General features: G+C 69.8%; 18 protein-coding genes. 11 read left to right on the top strand and 7 right to left on the bottom strand.

What is annotated here, in order from left to right; all coding sequences use genetic code 11:
• The first annotated feature begins 121 nt into the window (after positions 1-121).
• From ISP_RS37030 to ISP_RS37010, 5 genes are all read left to right on the top strand, one after another.
• Entirely contained in the window at positions 122-1,330 is a 1,209-nt protein-coding gene (locus ISP_RS37030) for an acyl-CoA dehydrogenase family protein (protein WP_013228920.1), read from the top strand.
• Positions 1,331-1,361: 31 nt separating this feature from the next.
• Positions 1,362-1,805: an acyl-CoA-like ligand-binding transcription factor gene (locus tag ISP_RS37025; RefSeq protein WP_013228919.1), complete on the top strand. Its 444-nt coding sequence runs from the start codon at positions 1,362-1,364 to the stop codon at positions 1,803-1,805.
• A gap of 119 nt (positions 1,806-1,924) precedes the next feature.
• Positions 1,925-3,274 (top strand): ABC transporter substrate-binding protein, encoded by a 1,350-nt coding sequence (locus ISP_RS37020; protein ID WP_230468515.1) that lies wholly within the window; start codon positions 1,925-1,927, stop codon positions 3,272-3,274.
• Positions 3,275-3,281: 7 nt separating this feature from the next.
• Positions 3,282-6,026 (top strand): branched-chain amino acid ABC transporter permease/ATP-binding protein, encoded by a 2,745-nt coding sequence (locus tag ISP_RS37015; protein ID WP_013228917.1) that lies wholly within the window; start codon positions 3,282-3,284, stop codon positions 6,024-6,026.
• A 23-nt stretch (positions 6,027-6,049) separates the two neighbouring features.
• On the top strand, positions 6,050-6,742 hold the full coding sequence (locus ISP_RS37010) for an ABC transporter ATP-binding protein (RefSeq protein ID WP_230468514.1): 693 nt from the start codon (positions 6,050-6,052) through the stop codon (positions 6,740-6,742).
• A gap of 389 nt (positions 6,743-7,131) precedes the next feature.
• On the opposite strand, the gene ISP_RS37005 is transcribed toward ISP_RS37010, so the two are convergent.
• Genes ISP_RS37005 through ISP_RS36985 form a run of 5 tightly spaced genes read right to left on the bottom strand, consistent with a single transcriptional unit; the run spans position 7,132 to position 11,006 of the window.
• Positions 7,132-7,905, bottom strand: a complete 774-nt coding sequence (locus ISP_RS37005) for an NAD(P)H-binding protein (protein ID WP_200881091.1) — start codon at positions 7,903-7,905, stop codon at positions 7,132-7,134.
• A gap of 30 nt (positions 7,906-7,935) precedes the next feature.
• Positions 7,936-8,577 (bottom strand): NAD(P)-dependent oxidoreductase, encoded by a 642-nt coding sequence (locus ISP_RS37000; protein ID WP_013228914.1) that lies wholly within the window; start codon positions 8,575-8,577, stop codon positions 7,936-7,938.
• A complete protein-coding gene (locus tag ISP_RS36995; RefSeq protein ID WP_013228913.1) occupies positions 8,574-9,623 on the bottom strand; it encodes an LLM class flavin-dependent oxidoreductase in 1,050 nt (349 codons plus the stop codon). The genes ISP_RS37000 and ISP_RS36995 overlap by 4 nt, the downstream gene beginning before the upstream one ends.
• Positions 9,624-9,648: 25 nt before the next feature.
• On the bottom strand, positions 9,649-10,020 hold the full coding sequence (locus ISP_RS36990) for a DoxX family protein (RefSeq protein ID WP_013228912.1): 372 nt from the start codon (positions 10,018-10,020) through the stop codon (positions 9,649-9,651).
• Between the two features lie 41 nt (positions 10,021-10,061).
• The gene (locus tag ISP_RS36985; RefSeq protein WP_034283935.1) at positions 10,062-11,006 is read right to left on the bottom strand and encodes an NADP-dependent oxidoreductase; all 945 of its coding nucleotides are present in this window, start codon (positions 11,004-11,006) and stop codon (positions 10,062-10,064) included.
• 101 nt (positions 11,007-11,107) lie between these two features.
• Here ISP_RS36985 and ISP_RS36980 point away from each other — a divergent pair, with 101 nt between their 5' ends.
• Positions 11,108-11,815 carry a TetR/AcrR family transcriptional regulator gene (locus ISP_RS36980; RefSeq protein ID WP_230468513.1) on the top strand — a complete coding sequence of 236 codons (708 nt, stop codon included), beginning with the start codon at positions 11,108-11,110 and terminating at the stop codon, positions 11,813-11,815.
• 366 nt (positions 11,816-12,181) lie between these two features.
• Here the strand turns inward: ISP_RS36980 and ISP_RS36975 are convergent, their stop codons facing one another.
• Positions 12,182-12,877 (bottom strand): TetR/AcrR family transcriptional regulator, encoded by a 696-nt coding sequence (locus ISP_RS36975; RefSeq protein ID WP_013228909.1) that lies wholly within the window; start codon positions 12,875-12,877, stop codon positions 12,182-12,184.
• 62 nt (positions 12,878-12,939) lie between these two features.
• Positions 12,940-13,374, bottom strand: a complete 435-nt coding sequence (locus ISP_RS36970) for a nuclear transport factor 2 family protein (protein ID WP_013228908.1) — start codon at positions 13,372-13,374, stop codon at positions 12,940-12,942.
• Positions 13,375-13,612: 238 nt separating this feature from the next.
• Between ISP_RS36970 and ISP_RS36965 the strand changes: the two genes are divergently transcribed.
• The 5 genes from ISP_RS36965 to ISP_RS36945 are packed head-to-tail and all read left to right on the top strand — an operon-like array spanning position 13,613 to position 17,473.
• Positions 13,613-14,032: a carboxymuconolactone decarboxylase family protein gene (locus ISP_RS36965; protein WP_013228907.1), complete on the top strand. Its 420-nt coding sequence runs from the start codon at positions 13,613-13,615 to the stop codon at positions 14,030-14,032.
• Positions 14,032-14,769 carry an SDR family NAD(P)-dependent oxidoreductase gene (locus ISP_RS36960; protein WP_013228906.1) on the top strand — a complete coding sequence of 246 codons (738 nt, stop codon included), beginning with the start codon at positions 14,032-14,034 and terminating at the stop codon, positions 14,767-14,769. The genes ISP_RS36965 and ISP_RS36960 overlap by 1 nt, the downstream gene beginning before the upstream one ends.
• Before the next feature lie 28 nt (positions 14,770-14,797).
• Entirely contained in the window at positions 14,798-15,988 is a 1,191-nt protein-coding gene (locus ISP_RS36955; protein WP_013228905.1) for an NAD(P)/FAD-dependent oxidoreductase, read from the top strand.
• A gap of 18 nt (positions 15,989-16,006) precedes the next feature.
• Complete coding sequence (locus ISP_RS36950) at positions 16,007-16,201, top strand: ferredoxin (RefSeq protein WP_013228904.1); 195 nt, start codon at positions 16,007-16,009, stop codon at positions 16,199-16,201.
• Between the two features lie 42 nt (positions 16,202-16,243).
• Complete coding sequence (locus ISP_RS36945) at positions 16,244-17,473, top strand: cytochrome P450 (RefSeq protein WP_013228903.1); 1,230 nt, start codon at positions 16,244-16,246, stop codon at positions 17,471-17,473.
• Positions 17,474-17,505: the final 32 nt, after the last annotated feature.

Here is a 17,505-nt window from a genome sequence, read left to right as displayed (position 1 = left end):
AGGAAAGTATCCTCTTTTAGGGAACCAGTCGAGGTGTTAGCCGAATCTCGCTCTCGTCAGCGAGCGGCTTCTCAGTTTAGAGTGACCTCATAAGCGGTCTCGACGATGGGAGAAGGGGACCATGCGGCTGGAGCCCACACCGGAGCTCGAAGCCTTCCGGGAGAAGGTCCGGGCGTTCGTCGCCGAGCACGCGCCTGGTACCAAGCGGCACGCGGGAGTCCGGGCGCCCGACCCCGGGCTCATGCCGGCGATCCGGGCGTGGACCGCGAAACTCTACGAAGCGGGTTTCCTCGGGATCACCTGGCCCGCTGAGTACGGCGGCCGGCCCGACGCACACGCCCTCGAACCGTTCGTCGTGGCCGAGGAGATCGCCCGGGCCCGCACGTGGCCACCCGTCGGGGCGGCGGCGCTGGCCTCGGCCGCGGTGATCGACTTCGGCACCGACGAGCAACGGGCCCGGTTCCTGCCGCGGATCCGCTCCTGCGAAGACGTGTGGTGCCAGCTGTTCAGCGAGCCGGGCGCGGGCAGCGACCTGGCGGCATTGCAGACCCGCGCGCGCCGCGATGGCGAGGATTTCGTCGTCGACGGGCAGAAGGTGTGGACCACCAACGGTCAGCACGCCGACCTGGGCTACCTCCTCGCTCGCACCGACCGCACCACTCCCAAGCACAAGGGCATCACGGCGTTCGCGCTCGACATGCGCAGCCACGGCGTCGACGTCCGGCCGCTGCGGGAGATCACCGGCACCACCGACTTCAACGAGGTCTTCCTTGACGGCGTCCGGATCCCGGCCGCGAACGTGCTCGGCCGGGTGAACGACGGCTGGCGGGTGGCGATGAGCAGCCTCGGTCACGAGCGCTCGGGGGTGGCTGCGCGCGGGGTCGAGTTGTTCGCCGCGCTCGACGACCTGCTGCGGCTCGCCGGCGACATCTCCTTCGGGGGGCATCCGGCCCTTGAGGATTCCGCCACGCGGCAAACGATCGGCGAATTCGCCACCCGGGCGCACGTCAACGCCGCGATGGTCGGTCTTGCGCGGTCGCGGCTGCTGCACGGCACCGAGCAGTCCGCCGATGCCGCGCTCGGCAAGATCTTCTTCAGCGAGCTCAACCACGACTTGGTCGCGTTCGGCGTGCGGCTGCAGGGCGCGGACGGGTTGCTCGCCGAGGGCGACCCGGCCGCGGTGGCCGGAGGCTGGTGGCAGGACGCACACCTGTACTCGCGCGCCTACACGATCGCCGGTGGCGCCAACGAAGTCCTGCGCACTCAGGTCGCGGAGCGCGGGCTCGGGTTGCCTCGCGAACCGCCGGGCGCGACGGTCCGCGGACTGTGACGCGGTCGCGGCGGTGGGACGACGACCGACTGTGAACCACGACTCGGTGTCCGGCTTGCAGTGGAAGGCGTTCGACCAGGAGGTCGAGACGATGCGCGAGCTGCTGGCCGGCCTGCCCGGCGAGCTGCCCGTCCTGGAGGCCGTGCGCCGTGCCGTGCTGGGCGCCAACCAGTACCGCGTCGGCGACCTTGCCGAGCTGCGCATGCGGGTGAGCCTGCTTGCCGGACCGGTTCCCGGCCTCGCCAACGACGATGCGCTGCACTACGGCGCGTGGGAGCGTGCGGTCAGCGCCTACGTCGGCCGTCGTTCCGGTCAGCCCGCGGACTCCCTTTACCCGATCACTGTCGGACGCGTCGTGCTCGCCGTCTGCTGCGCGGCCTACGAGTACTGGGCCCGGCGAGCCGACGGCGACCTGTCCGGCTACCTCGACGCTGCCCTCCGCAGTCTCGCCACAGGGTTCGGATACGTGCACTGAAATATCTTCGGAGTCGGGGATTGAGCCTTGTCGAAGGTGGACGGTGCTATTAAAGTGCACTCTATAGAGATCCGGCGGACTTCGGCACGAACCGCCGTCCCATCCCTCAAGAGGCAGCAGTGTGGCTGCGGCTCCGGCCCTTCGCGCTGCTCTTTCGCCGACCGCAGCGGGTGCCGGGCACTCGCCGAAACTCCGGGAAGACAGCCATGTCCAAGTCGGTTGCGTGCGCACGCCGGTCACGAGTATCGATCTCGCTGGTGTTGATCACCGGTCTCCTCCTGGCGGCGTGCGGGGGTGGCGGCGACGCGGGCAGCACCGGCGGAACGGAACGACCGGCCGCGCTGGCGAGCGCCTTCCCGGGCAAGAAGGCCACTGGAGAACCGGTGAAGATCGGCCTGATCACCAACGAGGGCGGAGCCGGCATCAGCCAGCCCGAGACCCGGGAGGCCGCCGACGCCGCCAGGAAGTACGCCAACGACAACCTCGGCGGGATCGCGGGCCGGCCAATCGACTTCGTGGTCTGCAAGACCAAAGAGGAGCCGGCGACCGCCCGGGACTGCGCCAACCGGATGGTCGAGCAGAAGGTGGCCGCCGTCATCCTGACCAGCAGCGGACTCGGCGGTTCGATGGTCCCGATCGTGACCCAGGCCGGTATCCCCTGGACGACCGCGGTGGCGACTAGCAACGCCGAAAGCACCAGCACCAACGCCTTCTCTTGGACCGGGGGCTTCGCGGCGAACCTGGCGTCGATGGCCGAGTACGCGAAGGAGAAGGCGTACAAGAAGGTCGTCGCTTTCGTGATCGACGTGCCCTCGGCCGTGGCAGGCACCGAAGCCGTCGGCAAGCCGGCCTTCGCCAAGGCCGGCGTCGATCTGCGGATCGTGAAGATCGCCGCCGGCACGCCGGACGCCTCACCGCAGGTGAGTGCCGCGCTTCAGGACAAACCCGACGCCATCAGCATCGTGGGGGAATCGACCGTGTGCACTTCCGTGCTCCAAGCGATGAGCACCCTCGGTGGCACCACCGGCCGGATGATCCTCCAGCCGTGTGTGGCCCCCGAAGTCCTCGATGCGCTGGGACCAGCCCTGGACGGGGCGCAGGTGTTCAGCAGTTTCGACACGAGCAGTGACGACCTCGAGGCCCAGCTGTACCGGCAGGTGATGAAGCAGTACAGCCCCGATACCCCGGCCGGTGGGTATGCGGCAGTCGGTTACCAAGGGGCGCTCGGTCTGGTGCGCGCGCTGAAAAACCTGACGGGCGAGGTCACGCCGGCGTCGATCACCGTGGCACTTGGCGCAGCCAAGGACGTCGTGCTGCCCGCGGGCCACGGCAACACGTTCACCTGTGACTCCTCTGCGATACCGGGGCTGAAAGCGGCGTGTTCGGCCAAGCAGGTCACCGGCACCGTGACCGGCGGCAAGCTGGAGAACGTCCGGAGCGTCGATCCCGCGTCTCTGCTGGGCAAGTAGCCCGACGATGAGCCAGTACGTGTTGTTCCTCCTCCTGGGCCTGGGAAACGGTGCGGTGTTCGGCGCGCTCGCGATGGCGCTGGTCCTGACCTACCGCAGTTCCGGGGTGGTCAACTTCGCCACCGGTGCGATCGCCCTTTACAGCGCGTACACGTACGCGTTCCTACGCAAAGGTGAAATGCTCGTCCCGATTCCGGGCCTGCCCAAGACGATCGTCCTCGGCCCACCGCTCGGACTCGTCCCGGCGGCGGCGATCTCGGTGGGGCTCGGCGCCGGGTTCGGGGTGGTGCTGTACGGACTGGTCTTCCGGCCCCTGCGGTCCGCGCCGCCGGTGGCGAAGGCGGTCGCCTCAATCGGAGTGATGCTGGCGATCCAGGCCGTGCTCGCGGCGCGCGTCGGCACGGCACCGGTGTCGGTCAGGCCTGTTCTGCCGAACGATGCCGTGGACTGGGCCGGGACGCGCATCCCAGGCGACCGGCTGTGGTTCGCCGCCGTTGTCGTCGTGCTGACCGTGGTTCTGGCGCTGGTGTTCCGGTTGACCAAGTTCGGGCTGGCGGCCAGGGCCGCGGCCGAAACGGAAAAGGGCGCGCTGGTCAGCGGGCTGTCGCCGGAGCGGATCGCGGTGGCGAACTGGGCGCTGAGCTCGGCCGTGGCCGGGCTGGCCGGCATCCTGATCGCCCCGATCGTCCCCCTGGTCCCGATCTCCTACACCCTGTTCATCGTGCCCGCGCTCGCCGCGGCGCTCGTGGGCAACTTCACCGCCCTCGTCCCGGCCGTCGGGGCCGGCCTGGTCATCGGCATGCTGCAGTCCGAACTGCAGTTCCTGCAAGGCAAGTGGACGTGGCTGCCGCAGACCGGGATGACGCAGCTGGTACCGCTCGCTGTGATCGTGGTCTACCTCGTTGTCCGCGGACGGCCGCTACCCGGGCGCGGCGCGATGATCCGGCAGACTCTGGGGCACGCCCCACGACCCGACCGCGTACTGGTCCCCGCGATCGTGAGCACCGGTGTGGGCGTCGTCGTGCTCACCGCCACCCACGGCAGCATCCGCGCCGCGGTCATCACATCGCTGACCTTGGGGGTGATCTCGTTGTCGCTGGTGGTCGTCACCGGCTTTGCCGGCCAGATCTCGCTGGCTCAGCTCACCTTGGCGGGCGTCGGCGCGTTCAGCCTCAGCAAGCTCAGCACGGCTTGGGGTATCCCGTTTCCGTTCGCGCCGGTGCTGGCGGCGGTGGTCGCGATGGTGATCGGTGTCGTGATCGGACTGCCGGCCCTGCGCATCCGCGGACTCCCGGCGGCGGTCGTCACGGTCGCGCTGGCGGTGGCCCTCGAGGCGTTCTGGTTCCGCAACACCGAGCTCAACGGCGGCCTGGACGGCTCGAAGATCCCGCCACCCCGCCTGTTCGGGCTGGACCTGGGCATCGGTGCCGGGCAAGGCTATCCGCGGCTGCCGTTCGCACTGCTGTGCCTGGGGGTGCTGGTGCTGGCCGGCCTGGGGGTGGCCTGGCTACGACGCAGCCGGCTGGGCGCGGCGATGCTGGCGGTGCGGGCCAACGAGCGGTCGGCCGCCGCGGCCGGTGTCGACGTCGCCCGCACGAAGATCGTCGCCTTCGCGATCGGGGCGTTCATCGCCGGGCTCGGCGGTGCTTTGCTCGGCTACCAGCAGACTGTCGCCGACGCCGAGATGTTCACGGCGATCGGCGGGCTAGGGTTGTTCGCCACCGCCTACCTCGCCGGCATCACCGCCCTGTCCGGCGGCGTCGTGGCCGGAGTGATGGGTGCCGGGGGCCTGCTGGTGGTGCTCCTGGACCGGGCGCTGTCACTGGGGGAGTGGTACAGCGTGATCATGGGGATCGGGTTGGTGCTCACCGTGATCACGAACCCGGAGGGGCTGGTAGGGCCGGCGCACGACCTGATGGCGAAACTAAGGCGCCGCCCGCCCGTCGCCGACGAACAGGACAGTGACGCGCTGAAGGAGACGGCGGCACCTGATCGGTGCCCTGCCCCGGAGCCGGGCGAGGTGGTGCTTTCGTTAAGCGACGTCAGAGTTCGACACGGCGGTGTGGTGGCGGTCGACGCGGTGTCGTTCGCCGTGCGCTCGAGGGAGATCGTAGGCGTCATCGGCCCGAACGGAGCCGGGAAGACCACACTCCTCGACGCGATCAGCGGGTACCAGGCCAGTACCGGCACGATCGAGTTCCACGGGCGCCGGATTTCACGGCTCAAGCCGCACCAGCGGAGCCGGGCCGGGCTGGGCCGCACGTTCCAGGGCATCGAACTCTACGAGGACCTCAGCGTGGAGGAGAACGTGCTGGTCGGGGAAACTGCGGCCCGGCACGGCGACCGGGAGCGGCCGGACCTGCGGGACACGCTGCTCGAGACACTCCACCTGGACCGGTTCCGCGCCCGGCCGGCACGCGAACTCTCGCAGGGCAGACGGCAGCTGGTGTCGATCGCGCGGGCTCTGGCCGGGCGTCCCCGGATGCTGCTGCTGGACGAGCCCGCCGCCGGTTTGGACAGTGGCGAGAGCCGATGGCTGGGTGAACGGTTGCGAGCCGTCCGGGACGCCGGTGTGACGGTGCTCCTCGTCGACCACGACATGGGACTGGTGCTCGACGTGTGCGACCGGATCGTGGTGCTGGACGTCGGAAAGGTGATCGCCCTGGGAACCCCGGCCGAGATCAAGGCAGACCCCCAAGTCTCCGCCGCCTACTTCGGTGCGGCCCCGGCCCGGGCCGAGGTCGCGCGATGACCGCGCAATTGGCCTGCGCGGGCTTGGCCGCGGGCTACACCAAGGGGTATCCGGTGGTGCGGGCGTTCGATCTGGAGGTAGCAGCGGGAGAAGTCGTCGCGCTGCTCGGGCCGAACGGCGCCGGGAAAACGACCGTGCTGCTCACGCTCGCGGGCTTGCTGCCGGCGCTTGACGGCACGGTGGTCTTGTGCGGACAGCGGGTGCCGCCGGGTCGCGCCCGAGCCGCCGCACGGAACGGCGTGGTTCTGGTCCCCGACGACCGAGCGCTGTTCACCCAGCTGACGGTGCGCGACAACCTGACGCTCGCCCGTCGTCGCCGGGCCGGCGCGGTGGACGAGGTGCTCGACTTCTTCCCCGCACTGGGAAAGCGACTGAAGGTCGCGGCCGGAATGCTTTCCGGTGGGGAACAGCAGATGCTGGCCCTCGGCCGGGCTCTGATCCAGCACCCGAGAGTTCTGCTCATCGACGAACTCAGCATGGGTCTGGCACCGGCGATCGTCGAGGACCTGCTGCCCTCGGTGCGCCGCGTGGCCGATGACACCGGTGCGGCGGTGGTGCTGGTCGAGCAGCACGTCCGGCTGGCTTTGGAGGTGACGGACCGAGCGGTGATCCTCGTGCACGGACAAACGGTCCTCGATGGTCCCGCGGCGCGGTTCGCGGCCGATCCCGGGCTGCTCGAACGTGCCTATCTCGGAGAGTCGACGTCCGCGCCCTGATCGCCGGGCAGCGGCGCGGCGCGGCGAACCGGCAAGCGGATTCTCGTAGCAGGCCCGCTCCGGCCCTGCTTCCGGGAGCCGGTCGGCGACTGCGGACCGCGTTCACCGGACCGCGCGAAGACGGCCGCGCAGTGCTGCGCCGGAACATCGCGCGCACGGGGTTCGCGATCGGCGTGCGCCCCGGACTGCCTGGCCGAACCGCCTCCGGACCCTGCCGAGCTCGATCGCCTGCGCGGCTACGATCCGCAGCGCAACTCGCAGAGTGATGCCTTGTTGCGCCGTGGCAATCGCCGGCCGAGTCCCCGCGGGTCAGCTCCAGGTGTTCAGGGTTGCGGCCAATGGTTCGGTGGATCGGTTGATGAGACGGGCCAGGTCGCCGGGGGTGGGAGTCATGGCGCCGTGGCCCAGGTCGGTGTTGAGCGCGACCAGGAAGCCCGCGGTGCCTTCGTCCAGGCCGTGGGACAACAGCTGTTCCCGTTCCTGTTCGGCGGTGAGCGGCTGGTAGACCACGGGCCTGCCGCGCAGTTCTTGTGCGGTGGCGGCGAATTCGGTGAAGTTCCAGGCGATGTCGCCGGACAGTTCGTAGGCCTTGCCTTCGTGCCCAGGAGTGGAGAGGACGGCGGCGGAGGCTTCGGCGTAGTCCTTGCGCGGGGCGGTGGCGAGGCGTCCATCGCCGAGGCTGTTGGCGATGACGCCGTGTTCGCGGGCGGCGGTGAAGTCCTGCTGGTGGTTTCGGTGTACCAGCCGTTGCGCAGAAAGGTGGCGGGGATACCGGAGGCGGTGATGAGTTCTTCGGTGGCCTTGTGGTCGGCCGCGAGCCGCAGGACGGTCGTCGGTGCGTGCAGGCCGGAGGTGTAGACCAGGTGCGGCACGTTTGCCTGTCGGGCGGCGTCGATGGCGTTGCCGTGCTGGGCGACCCGGCCGCCCAGGTCGCCGAAGGACACCAGCAGCAGCTTCTCGACGCCGGTGAGCGCGGCGGCGGTGCCGGCGACGTCGTCCAGGTCGATGACGCTGGTGCGCAGGCCGCGCTGGGCGAGCGCAGCTAGGCTTTCGGCGTTGCGGCCCAGGGCGAGGATGTCGCCTGCGGGGACGCCGCGGTGGAGCAGGGCGTCGAGGATGAGGCCGCCGAGCTTGCCGGTGGCGCCGATGATCGCGATGGTCACGGGGATCTCTTTCGTCGAGGAGGGATCGGGTCAGTTGCTGATGGCGGGGGCGCGGCCGATGTAGGTGGTGTCCTCGACTTGCGCGGCGGTGAACGCGGCGACGTCGGCGCGGCTGACGGCGAAGCCCAGCTTGTCGGTGCCGAAGAACCCGGCCCGCACGCGTGGCTGCTTGGGGGTGTCCTTGGGGGCGATGAACCGGACGATGGTCCAGTCCAGATCGGAGCGGGTGACGAGGTCGCTCATGCCGGTGATTTCGTCGTAGGCGCGGCGCATGAAGGTGCGGGGCAGGAAGCGAATGAGCCGCGTGACCGGGGTGGGCTTTTCGTGCGGGTCGAGGATGGCCGGGGTGGCGTGGCCGATGTAGCGGCGCACACCGTGGCGCCTCATGGCGTCCAAAATGTGGGCGGTCCCCGCGACCAGCGGCAAGCCGGTGGCCTTGCGGTCCATGCTCGGCCCGAGCGCGCTGACGACCGCGTCCGCCCCGGCCACGGCCGAGTCGATCGCGGCGGCGTCCGACATCTCACCGATCACGACCTTCACCTGATCTCCCCAGGACGCGGGGACTTTCGCGGGGTTGCGGGCGTAGGCGGTGACCTGGTGGCCGCGCTGCAGGAGTTCGGCGACAGTGAGCGAGCCGATGGCGCCGGTGGCGCCGAAGACGGTGACGTTCATGCGGGCGTGTCCTTGTCGAGTTCGGCGTGGATCTGCGGAAGCACTTTGGTGCCGAGCAGTTCGATGGCGTGCAGGAATTCCCGCTGCGGCATCCCGCCGACGTCCATCTGCAGGATCTGGCGGGTGTGGCCGAGCAGGCCGTGCAGGTGCAGGATGCGATCGGCGATCTCGTCGGGGCTGCCGGCGAAGACCATGCCGCCGCGGCCGAAGGCGGCGGCGCGGTCGGAGCGGGCCGGGGCGAGGCGGCCTAGTTCGGCGAGTCCGTCGGCCATCATGCGGTGCTCGTGCTCGAGGTAGGTGGCGTGGGCTTGCGCGGTGGTGTCGGCGACGAACCCGTGGACCGCGACGGCGATGTCGGCGTGGTCGACGGGATGTCCGGCCTGGGTCCAGGCGTCGCGGTAAGCGTGCCCGTAGCGGGCCCAGTGCTCGGGGGTGCCGCCGAGGATGCCCAGGAACATCGGCAACCCGAGTTCGGCGGCCCGGTACACCGACTCGGGGCTGCCGCCGGTGCCCAGCCAGATCTTCAACGGCTGTTCCGGTCTGGGGAACGCGGTGGCGTTGTGCAGCGGGCGGGTGCGGTGCGGTCCGGTCCAGGTGAGGTTCTCTCCGGCGTTGAGGGCCATCAGCAGCTCGAGCTTGGAGGCGTAGAGCCTGTCGTAGTCGTTCTCGTCGTAGTCGAACAGCGGGAACGTGATGGTGGACGATCCGCGCCCGGCGACCGCCTCGATCCGGCCCGGTGCGACCGCGGCGGCGGTCGCGAGTTGCTGGAACACGCGGATCGGGTCGTCGGTCGACAGGACGGTGACGGCGGTGCTGAGCCTGATCCGGCGGGTCGACGCGGCCGCGGCGTTGAGCACCGAGGTGGGCGAGGACAGCGGCATGGTCCGCATGTGGTGCTCGCCGACGCCGAAGAAGTCCAGCCCGACCTCGTCGGCGAGCTTGATGGCCTCGAGCACGTCGCGGATGGCTTGTGCGGTCAGGCCGCGGCTGCCGTCGGGCAGCCGCGGGGTGTTGCCGAAGGAGTAGACGCCGAGTTCGAAGGTCATGGCAGGTTCCTCAGGACGCGGGGTTTCAGAAGGCGTAGGGGCCGAACCGGCCCCAGGCGACGACGGCCGCGACGATCAGCAGGACGACGTTGAAGGCGATCGCCTGGGGTTCTTTGCGGCGGGCATGGGTGATGATCGCGCCGAGCATGATGACGACTAGTCCGGTCGCCGCGAGCGGAGTGAGGACGGGGGCGATGTCGAGCGCGGCGGGCAGGATCAGGCCGAGGGCCGCGGCGAGCTCGGCGACACCGATGACCTTCACGACGCCGGGGGAGAAGTCCTTCACCCACGGCAGTTTCTCGGCGAGTTTGTCCTTGGGCTGGGTCGACTTCATCACGCCGGCCATGCCGAACATCGCGGCGAGCACGGCTTGCAGGATCCACAAGGTCACGTTCATTGCGGGTCTCTTTCGAAGCAGGGAGGTGAGGAAGGAACCGGTCAGGAGCAGGTGACGGCGATCTTGCCGAGGCTGCCTTCGCCGAACGCGGCCAACGCCTCGTGGGCCTGCTCCAGCGGGTAAATCGCGGTGACCGGGACCCGCAGTGCCCCGGAAGCGGCCTGCTCGGCCAGGACGGTCAGGATCTGGCTGGTGGGGTCGGCCATGATCGGGTACACGGTGACGTCCTCGATCTCGACGGCGTCCGAGGTGAGGCCGCGGGTCGAGGCGATCCGGCCGCCCTTGGCCAGCAGGCCGGCCAGCTCGGCACCGTCGCCCGCCAGGTGCAGGACCACGTCCACACCGTCCGGGGCGATCGCGCGGACCTGCCCGCCGAGGTCGCCGGTGTAGTCGACGACGTCGACGTCGACGTCGGCGCTGGTGAGGCCCGTGACGAAATCGGCTTCGGCGCCGGGACGGGCGGTGGCGATCACCGTCGCGCCGCGCGCGGCGGCGAGTTGGACGGCGAGCGCGCCGACGCCGCCGGTCGCGCCGGAGATCAGCACGGTGTCACCGCCAGCGACCTGGGCGGCGTCGAGGCTGTCGAGCGCGGCGGTTCCGGCCAGGCCGAGCGCGCCCGCGTCCAGCGTCGAAAGGCCTGCGGGAATACGGGCCAGGCCGTGGGCGGCGGGCACGGTCACGAACTGCGCCAGCGTCCCGGCCTGCAGGACCGGCTTCATCACCACGCCGAACACCTGGTCGCCGACCGCGAACCCCTCGACTCCCTCACCCAGCTCGGTGACCGTCCCGGCGAAGTCCTTGCCCCGCACGAGCGGGAAGCGGTGCTCCAGCATCCCCTGCACATGCCCGGCCGCGACCGACAGGTCGAAGCCGTTCACCGACGCCGACGTCACCTCCACCAGGACCTCCCCGGCCTCCGGGCGCGGCGCTTCCACGTCGCTGAGCTGTGGGTTGGCGGGGACGGTGTCGACTGCGACAGCACGCATGGTGATCTCCTCGGTCAAGTGAAACGGCCTTTCCGTTTCCATCGCAGACTGTAACACCACATGTGGAAAGGCTATTCCAGTTGTCGCCTATGATGGGTGCCATGGGCCGCGCCGACCACGAAACCCCAGGCCAGATCGCAGAGCACGACGACGGGCAGGACTCGGCGCCGCTGCGGGTGGACGCCGAACGCAACCGGGAGCGGATCCTCGACGCCGCCCGCCGGGTCTTCGCCGCCGAGGGGATCGAGGTGTCGATGTCAGCGGTCGCCCGCGCCGCGGGAGTCGGGGTGGCCACCTTGTTCCGGCGCTTCCCCACCCGCGAGGACCTCCTCGACGCCGTGTTCGCCGACACCATGCGCGGCTACGTCGAAGCCGCCGAGATCGCCGAAGCCGACCCCGACCCCTGGAACGGCTTCACCGGCTACATCCGTGCCGTGTGCTCCATGCAAGTGGCCAACCGCGGCTTCGCCGACGTGCTCACCATGACCTTCCCCGCCGCCGCCCACCTGGAAGAACACCGTGCCCGGGCCTACGAGGGCTTCCTGCGGCTCATCGATGCCGCCAAGGCCGCGGGGAAACTGCGTCCCGACTTCGCCGACCAGGACATGGTCGTCCTGCTCATGGCCAACGCCGGCGTCATCACCGCCGCTGGCGCGACCGCCCCCGACAGCTCGGCCCGCCTGGTCGCCTACCTGATTCAAGCATTCACCGCGCCCCAGTCCGCCACCCTGCCGCCACCCCCGGACCCCGACGCCCTCGCCCACGCCATGCTCGGCCTGGACTGCGCCGGCAACGAGAAGTCCGAGTGAGCCTCCCGCGCGGCACACCGACAGGGACAGGCGGTCGGTGCCGTTCAGGTTTCGGGGGCTGGTGCTGTCGCTCCAGGTTCCTGTGTCAAGGCGGTGCACCATGGTCGCCACGGAGGCGACGATCTCGGGCACGGCCTACGCGCAGTGCCCGACCGCGTCCACGAGCGACTGACGGTACAGACTGGTCTTGCCGTTGGCGCGGACTCCTTCCGCGTAGCCCGCCGTCAGCGCCGCGCTCTTCTGTGCCGTGATCCTTGGATAGTCGTTGATGTGCCACAGCTCGGCCGGAATCTGGTGGGTGCGGTCCAGCCCGGCCTTGGCGAGCCGGCAGTCGCCGCCACCTGATCGGAAGCGACCGCGTCCGCGTCAGCGCTTGCGGGTGACCTTCGGCGCTTGGGGATCTTCGCTCTCGCGCTGCGCGATGATGCCGACCATCCGCTCCTCCAGGTCGTCGCACTGGTAGTCCGGGCTGCGGAAGCCGGAGATCAGCGTCGCGCAGTACTCGCGGGAGAGGTACTCCGCGTCCCAGTCGCCGCCGGGCTTGACCCACTGGTAGGTGTGGTTGTGCAGGTTGAGGAACTGCAACGTGGCCAGGCGCGGGTCGAGCTTGCGGAACGAACCGATGTCCATCGCGGCGACCAGGAGGCCCTCGACGATCTTCTCGAACTCGCGCCGCTGGCGCATAAGCCGGGCACGGTTCGTGCCCTTGAGGTTCCGGTAGTCGTGCTCGTAGACCCACACGTGGTCCAGGCGGGCGAGGATGTTCTCCAGCAGGGCCTGGGACAGCATGCGCAGCCGCAGCACCGGGTCGTCGTCCAGGGTGGCGATGCGCCGGGCCGAGACCAGCAGCGGGCGCATCACCCGGTCCTGGATCTCGACGAGCAGGTTCTCCTTGGAGCCGATGTAGTAGTACAACGCGCCCCGGGCGACGCCAGTCTCCTCGAGGAGCTCCGCGATGCCGGTGGCGGCGTAGCCCTGCTTGGCGAAGAGTGCGGCGGCTCGGTCGATGATCTCTTGGCGCTTGATCTCGTAGCCTGGCCCGTGCCCTGGTGGTCTTGGCATGATTCAGCAGCTTATAGGCCCGTCACGGAACCCGTCGAACCACACGGGCGCCCCGGTGTGTCTCAGGCGGGCGCCGGGGCGGTGAAGGTCAGCGACCGGCCGGCGAAGAGCCAGTGTCCGTCGTGCCGGCGCAGCACGTCGTCGTAGCGCCCGGCCAGCGCGATCTGCCAGCCGTTCTCGCCGTGGCTCAGGAACACCAGGTCGCTGACCGCGCTGACCTGGTTGCCGTCCCCGGTGGACACGGCGGTGTTGACGACGACGTGGCGGGTGGTCCCGCCCTGCGCGGTCACGCCCCGGTACAGCTCGCGCAGAGCGTCGTGCCCTTCGACCGGATCCATGCCCGGTAGCGCGGACACCCCGTCCGGCGTGAACAACGAGACCAGGTCATCGACCCGGCCGTCGTCGAGGGCTTGGCAGTAGGCGGCGATGGCGTGGCGGACCTCCGCGACGACCTCCGCTCCGCCCTGAGCAGTGGATCCGGGGGTGGCGGTCGGCATGCGACACTCCTTCGTCGAGGTGGTGCCGCAACGTTAGAACAACTGGTCGTTACTGGCAATGCTTTCGGCGTCATCGATCTTTTGGGGATATGCAACACATCTAGCGACCGTCGATGTGGACGTTGCCCGGAGGCGCGGAGTGCGCGTAGGGTGACGGCAATCGTTGATTCGACCGGTCGGTCTAATCTACGCCGGCGGGAAGGATTCGGACAGTGCAGTCGAACGAAGGTCGCGAGCGATGAGCGGCGGCGATGCCAGCGGTACCGGTTCCGACGATCTGCGGAAGCTGGGCCTGGACACGATGTCTTCCGTCGTAGCGGCGAACCTGCCGCCCGACGCCGATCTGCGCGACGGACAGCTCGGTGAAGATCTCGTCGAAATCGGTCTCATCGGGGTGTGGGCCGCGCTCTGGGCGCGGGAAGGCCTGGCGCGGCGCGACCGCAGCCTCGTCACGCTGGGGATCCTGATCGCTTTGGGTGCCGAAGACGAGGTGAAGAGCCACGTCCGGATCGGGCTCAACAACGGCTTGACCGAGAACGAGATCGCCGAGGTGCTCTACCACGCGGCCGGCTACGCGGGTTTCCCGCGGGCGATGGCGGCTCGCAAGGCAGCACGCGCGGCGATGAGCGACGGACCACTCAGCGCGGAGGAGTCATGATGGGGCTGGACGGGCGGAACGCGGTCGTCACCGGCGGCGGCCGCGGGTTGGGACGAGCCATCTCGGCGGTGCTCGCCGCACAGGGTGCGTCCGTGGCGGTCTGGGACCTCAACGCCGAAGGCGCGGAACAGACGGTCGCGCAGATCCGCGAGGCGGGCGGCAAGGCCGTGGCCATCGCCGGCGACGCGGCCGAGCCGGCGGCGGTCGCGGCCGCCGCGGAACGGGTGCGCGCCGAACTCGGCCCGGTGACGATCCTGGTCAACAACGCGGGCGTGACGAAGTACGTGCCGTTCACCGAGCTCGCCGAAGACGAGTGGGACCGGATGATCCGGATCAACCTCAAGGGCCCGTACCTGGTGACGAAGCAGTTCGTGCCGGACATGCTCGAGGCCGGGTACGGGCGCATCGTCAACATCTCCTCGTCGTCGGCGCAGACCGGGGCGCCGACGATGGCGCACTACGCGGCGTCCAAGGGCGGTGTCATCGGGTTCACCAAGGCACTGGCCATGGAGTACGCGGCGAAGGGGATCACGGTCAACAACGTGCCGCCCGGGTTCGTCGACACCCCGTTGCTGCGCGAGGGCTTCGACCCGGACGAGGTCGCCAAGTCGATGCCGATGAAGCGGCCCGGGAAGCCGGATGACATCGCGTACGCGGTGGCCTACCTGGTTTCCGCGGAGGCCGGGTACGTCACCGGGCAGACCCTGAGCGTCAACGGCGGCCGTTATCTCGTCTGAGAACAGCACATCACCCCGGGAGTGGTTCATGAACGCCGGTGCGCATCGGGACGTCGGCGAGGTGGTCGTGGTCGGCGCCTCGGCGGCCGGCCTGTCGACGGTGGAAGCGCTGCGCCGCAACGGGTACACGGGCGGGATTACCGTCCTCGGGGCCGAGCCGCACCAGCCCTACGACCGGCCGCCGCTGTCGAAGCAGGTGCTGTCGGGAGCCTGGGACCCGGTCCGCGCCACATTGCGGCCCGCCGACACGTTGGCAAGGCTCGGCGCCAAGTTCGTTCTCGGCGACCCCGCGTCGGCGCTCGATGTAAGTGACCGGACCGTTCACGCAGCGTCCGGATTGGCGCTGCGGGGCGACGCCGTCGTCATCACCACTGGCGCGAGCCCGCGCACGCTGCCCGGCCAGGAGGGCCTGTCCGGGGTGCACGTGCTCCGCACGCTCGACGACACCGCGGCGCTCGGCGCCGAATTGGGCCCAGGGACGCGGCTGGTCGTCGTGGGAGAAGGAGTGCTGGGCGCCGAGATCGCCGCCACGGCACGGAGCATGGGCGCCGACGTCACGATGACCGGCCCGCTGGCGGCGCCGCTGGCCCTGCAGGTCGGCCCGATGGTGTCGGAACTACTCGCCGGGCTGCACACCGCACACGGTGTCCGCCTCCGGCTCGGCACCGGCGTCGCCGGGTTCACGCAGGACGACGGCCGGGTGACCGGAGTCCGCCTGGGCACGGGCGAGATCCTGCCCGCCGACGTGGCCGTGGTCGCGATCGGGGCCATCCCCGAGACCGGCTGGCTCACCGGTAGCGGCCTGCGACTGGACGACGGGGTCGTTTGCGACTCGCGATGCCGGGCCGCCGCCGGGATCTACGCCGCCGGCGACGTCGCCCGTTGGCGCCACGAGCACCTCGGCCGCCTGCTCCGGCTGGAAAACCGCACCAACGCGACAGAACAGGCCACCGCCGTGGCGGGCGCGATCCTCGGTGAGGACCGGCCCTACACGCCGCTGCCGTACTTCTGGACCGACCAGTTCGACGTCAAGATCCAGGTGCACGGCTTCCTGGCGGCCGACGCCGAAGTGGAGATCACCGACGGCGATGTCGCGGCCGGCCGGTTCGTCGCTCGGTACCGCAAGGACGGAGCGGTCACTGGCGTCCTCGGCTGGAAGATGCCCAAACAGGTGCGCCTGAGACGGGCCGACATCGCCATGCCGGCGCCTACTCACTGACGAGCACGAGGAAATCCCATGAAGATCGTCATCGACGAAGAACGGTGCGTCGCGGCCGGGCAGTGCGTCTCCGCCGCGGCGAAGGTGTTCGACCAGCGCGAAGAAGACGGCATCGCCGTGCTCCTCGACGAGCGCCCGCCGGCGGAACTGGCCCCGGACGTGCGCCAGGCGGCCGCCGTGTGCCCCGCCCTCGCGATCCGGATCGAGGAATAGCGCCGTTCCCCCACAGGAGAACCGGCCGGAGAGAGGACGATCATGACCGAGACCGCGACGACCGAAGAGCTTCCGGAGTTCCCCGCGCCCCGGTTGGGCAAGTGCCCGTTCGCGCCGCCGCCGGGGCTGCTGGAGCTGCAAGACGCGGACAAGCCCGTTCGCCGGGTCCGCATCTGGGACGGCACCACGCCGTGGCTCGTCACCACCCACGTGGCGCAGCGACAGATCCTCAGCGACCCCCGGCTGAGCGCAACGATCGCGCGCGACGGCTACCCGCACACGACCGAAGCCATGAAGGTCCACGCGAGCGAAATGCAACCGTCGATCAACAACACCGACGGGGCAGAGCACACGCGCTGGCGGCGGATGCTGACGAGTTCGTTCACCCGGCCCCGCATGCAGAAGCTGCGGCCGGCGATCCAGCAGATCACCGACGACCTCATCGACAAGATGCTGGCCGGCCCGAACCCGACCGAGCTCAACGAAGCGTTGTCGCTGCCCTTGCCGTCGCTGATGATCTGTGAGCTGCTCGGGGTGCCTTACGACGACCACGAGTTCTTCCAGGAGCACGCCGGCGTCACCAACGCCGTGTTCAAGTCCCCGGAGGCGTCGGCGGCCACTGCGGCCACGTTGCGGAGCTACATTTCCGGGCTCATCGAGAAGAAGATGGACGACCCCGGCGAAGACGTGCTGACGGACCTCGCGGAGCGAGTCAAGGCGGGAGACCTCGCGATGGAGGAGGCGGCCCCGCTGGGGCACATCCTGCTCGTCGCCGGGCACGACACCAGCGCCAACATGATCACTCTCGGCACGGCGCTGCTGCTGCAGAATCCCGAGCAGCTCGCCGGGCTGCGCGAGCACGCTCACGACGAGAAGTACGTCGCGAACGCCGTCGAGGAGCTGTTGCGGTACCTCACGCTGCCGCACCTGCTCGCGCGGCGGGCAGTCGTCGAGGACATCGAGCTCGGCGGGGAGACGATCCGGGCGGGCGAGGGCGTCATCGCCAGTCTGCCCGCGGCGAACTGGGACCCGGTGGCATTTCCGGAGCCCGCCACCCTCGACCTCGCGCGCGCCGCGGCGCACCACCTCGCGTTCGGGTGGGGTCCGCACCAGTGCGTGGGCCAGCAGCTGGCCCGCGTCGAGCTGCAGGTCGTGTTCGGCACGCTGTTCCGCCGCATCCCGACGTTGCGCCTGGACGCCGAGCTCGACGACTTGAAGTTCAAGGAGGACTCACAGGCCTACGGAATCTACGAGCTTCCGATCGCCTGGTGACCGCCGTCCCCTGACCACTCGACACAAGGGAG

This window comes from Amycolatopsis mediterranei (assembly GCF_026017845.1).
In the GTDB taxonomy this organism is placed as follows: Bacteria; Actinomycetota; Actinomycetes; order Mycobacteriales; family Pseudonocardiaceae; genus Amycolatopsis; species Amycolatopsis mediterranei.
Note: the sequence above shows the minus strand (reverse complement) of the source record. Positions and strands in the feature narration are given on the sequence as shown.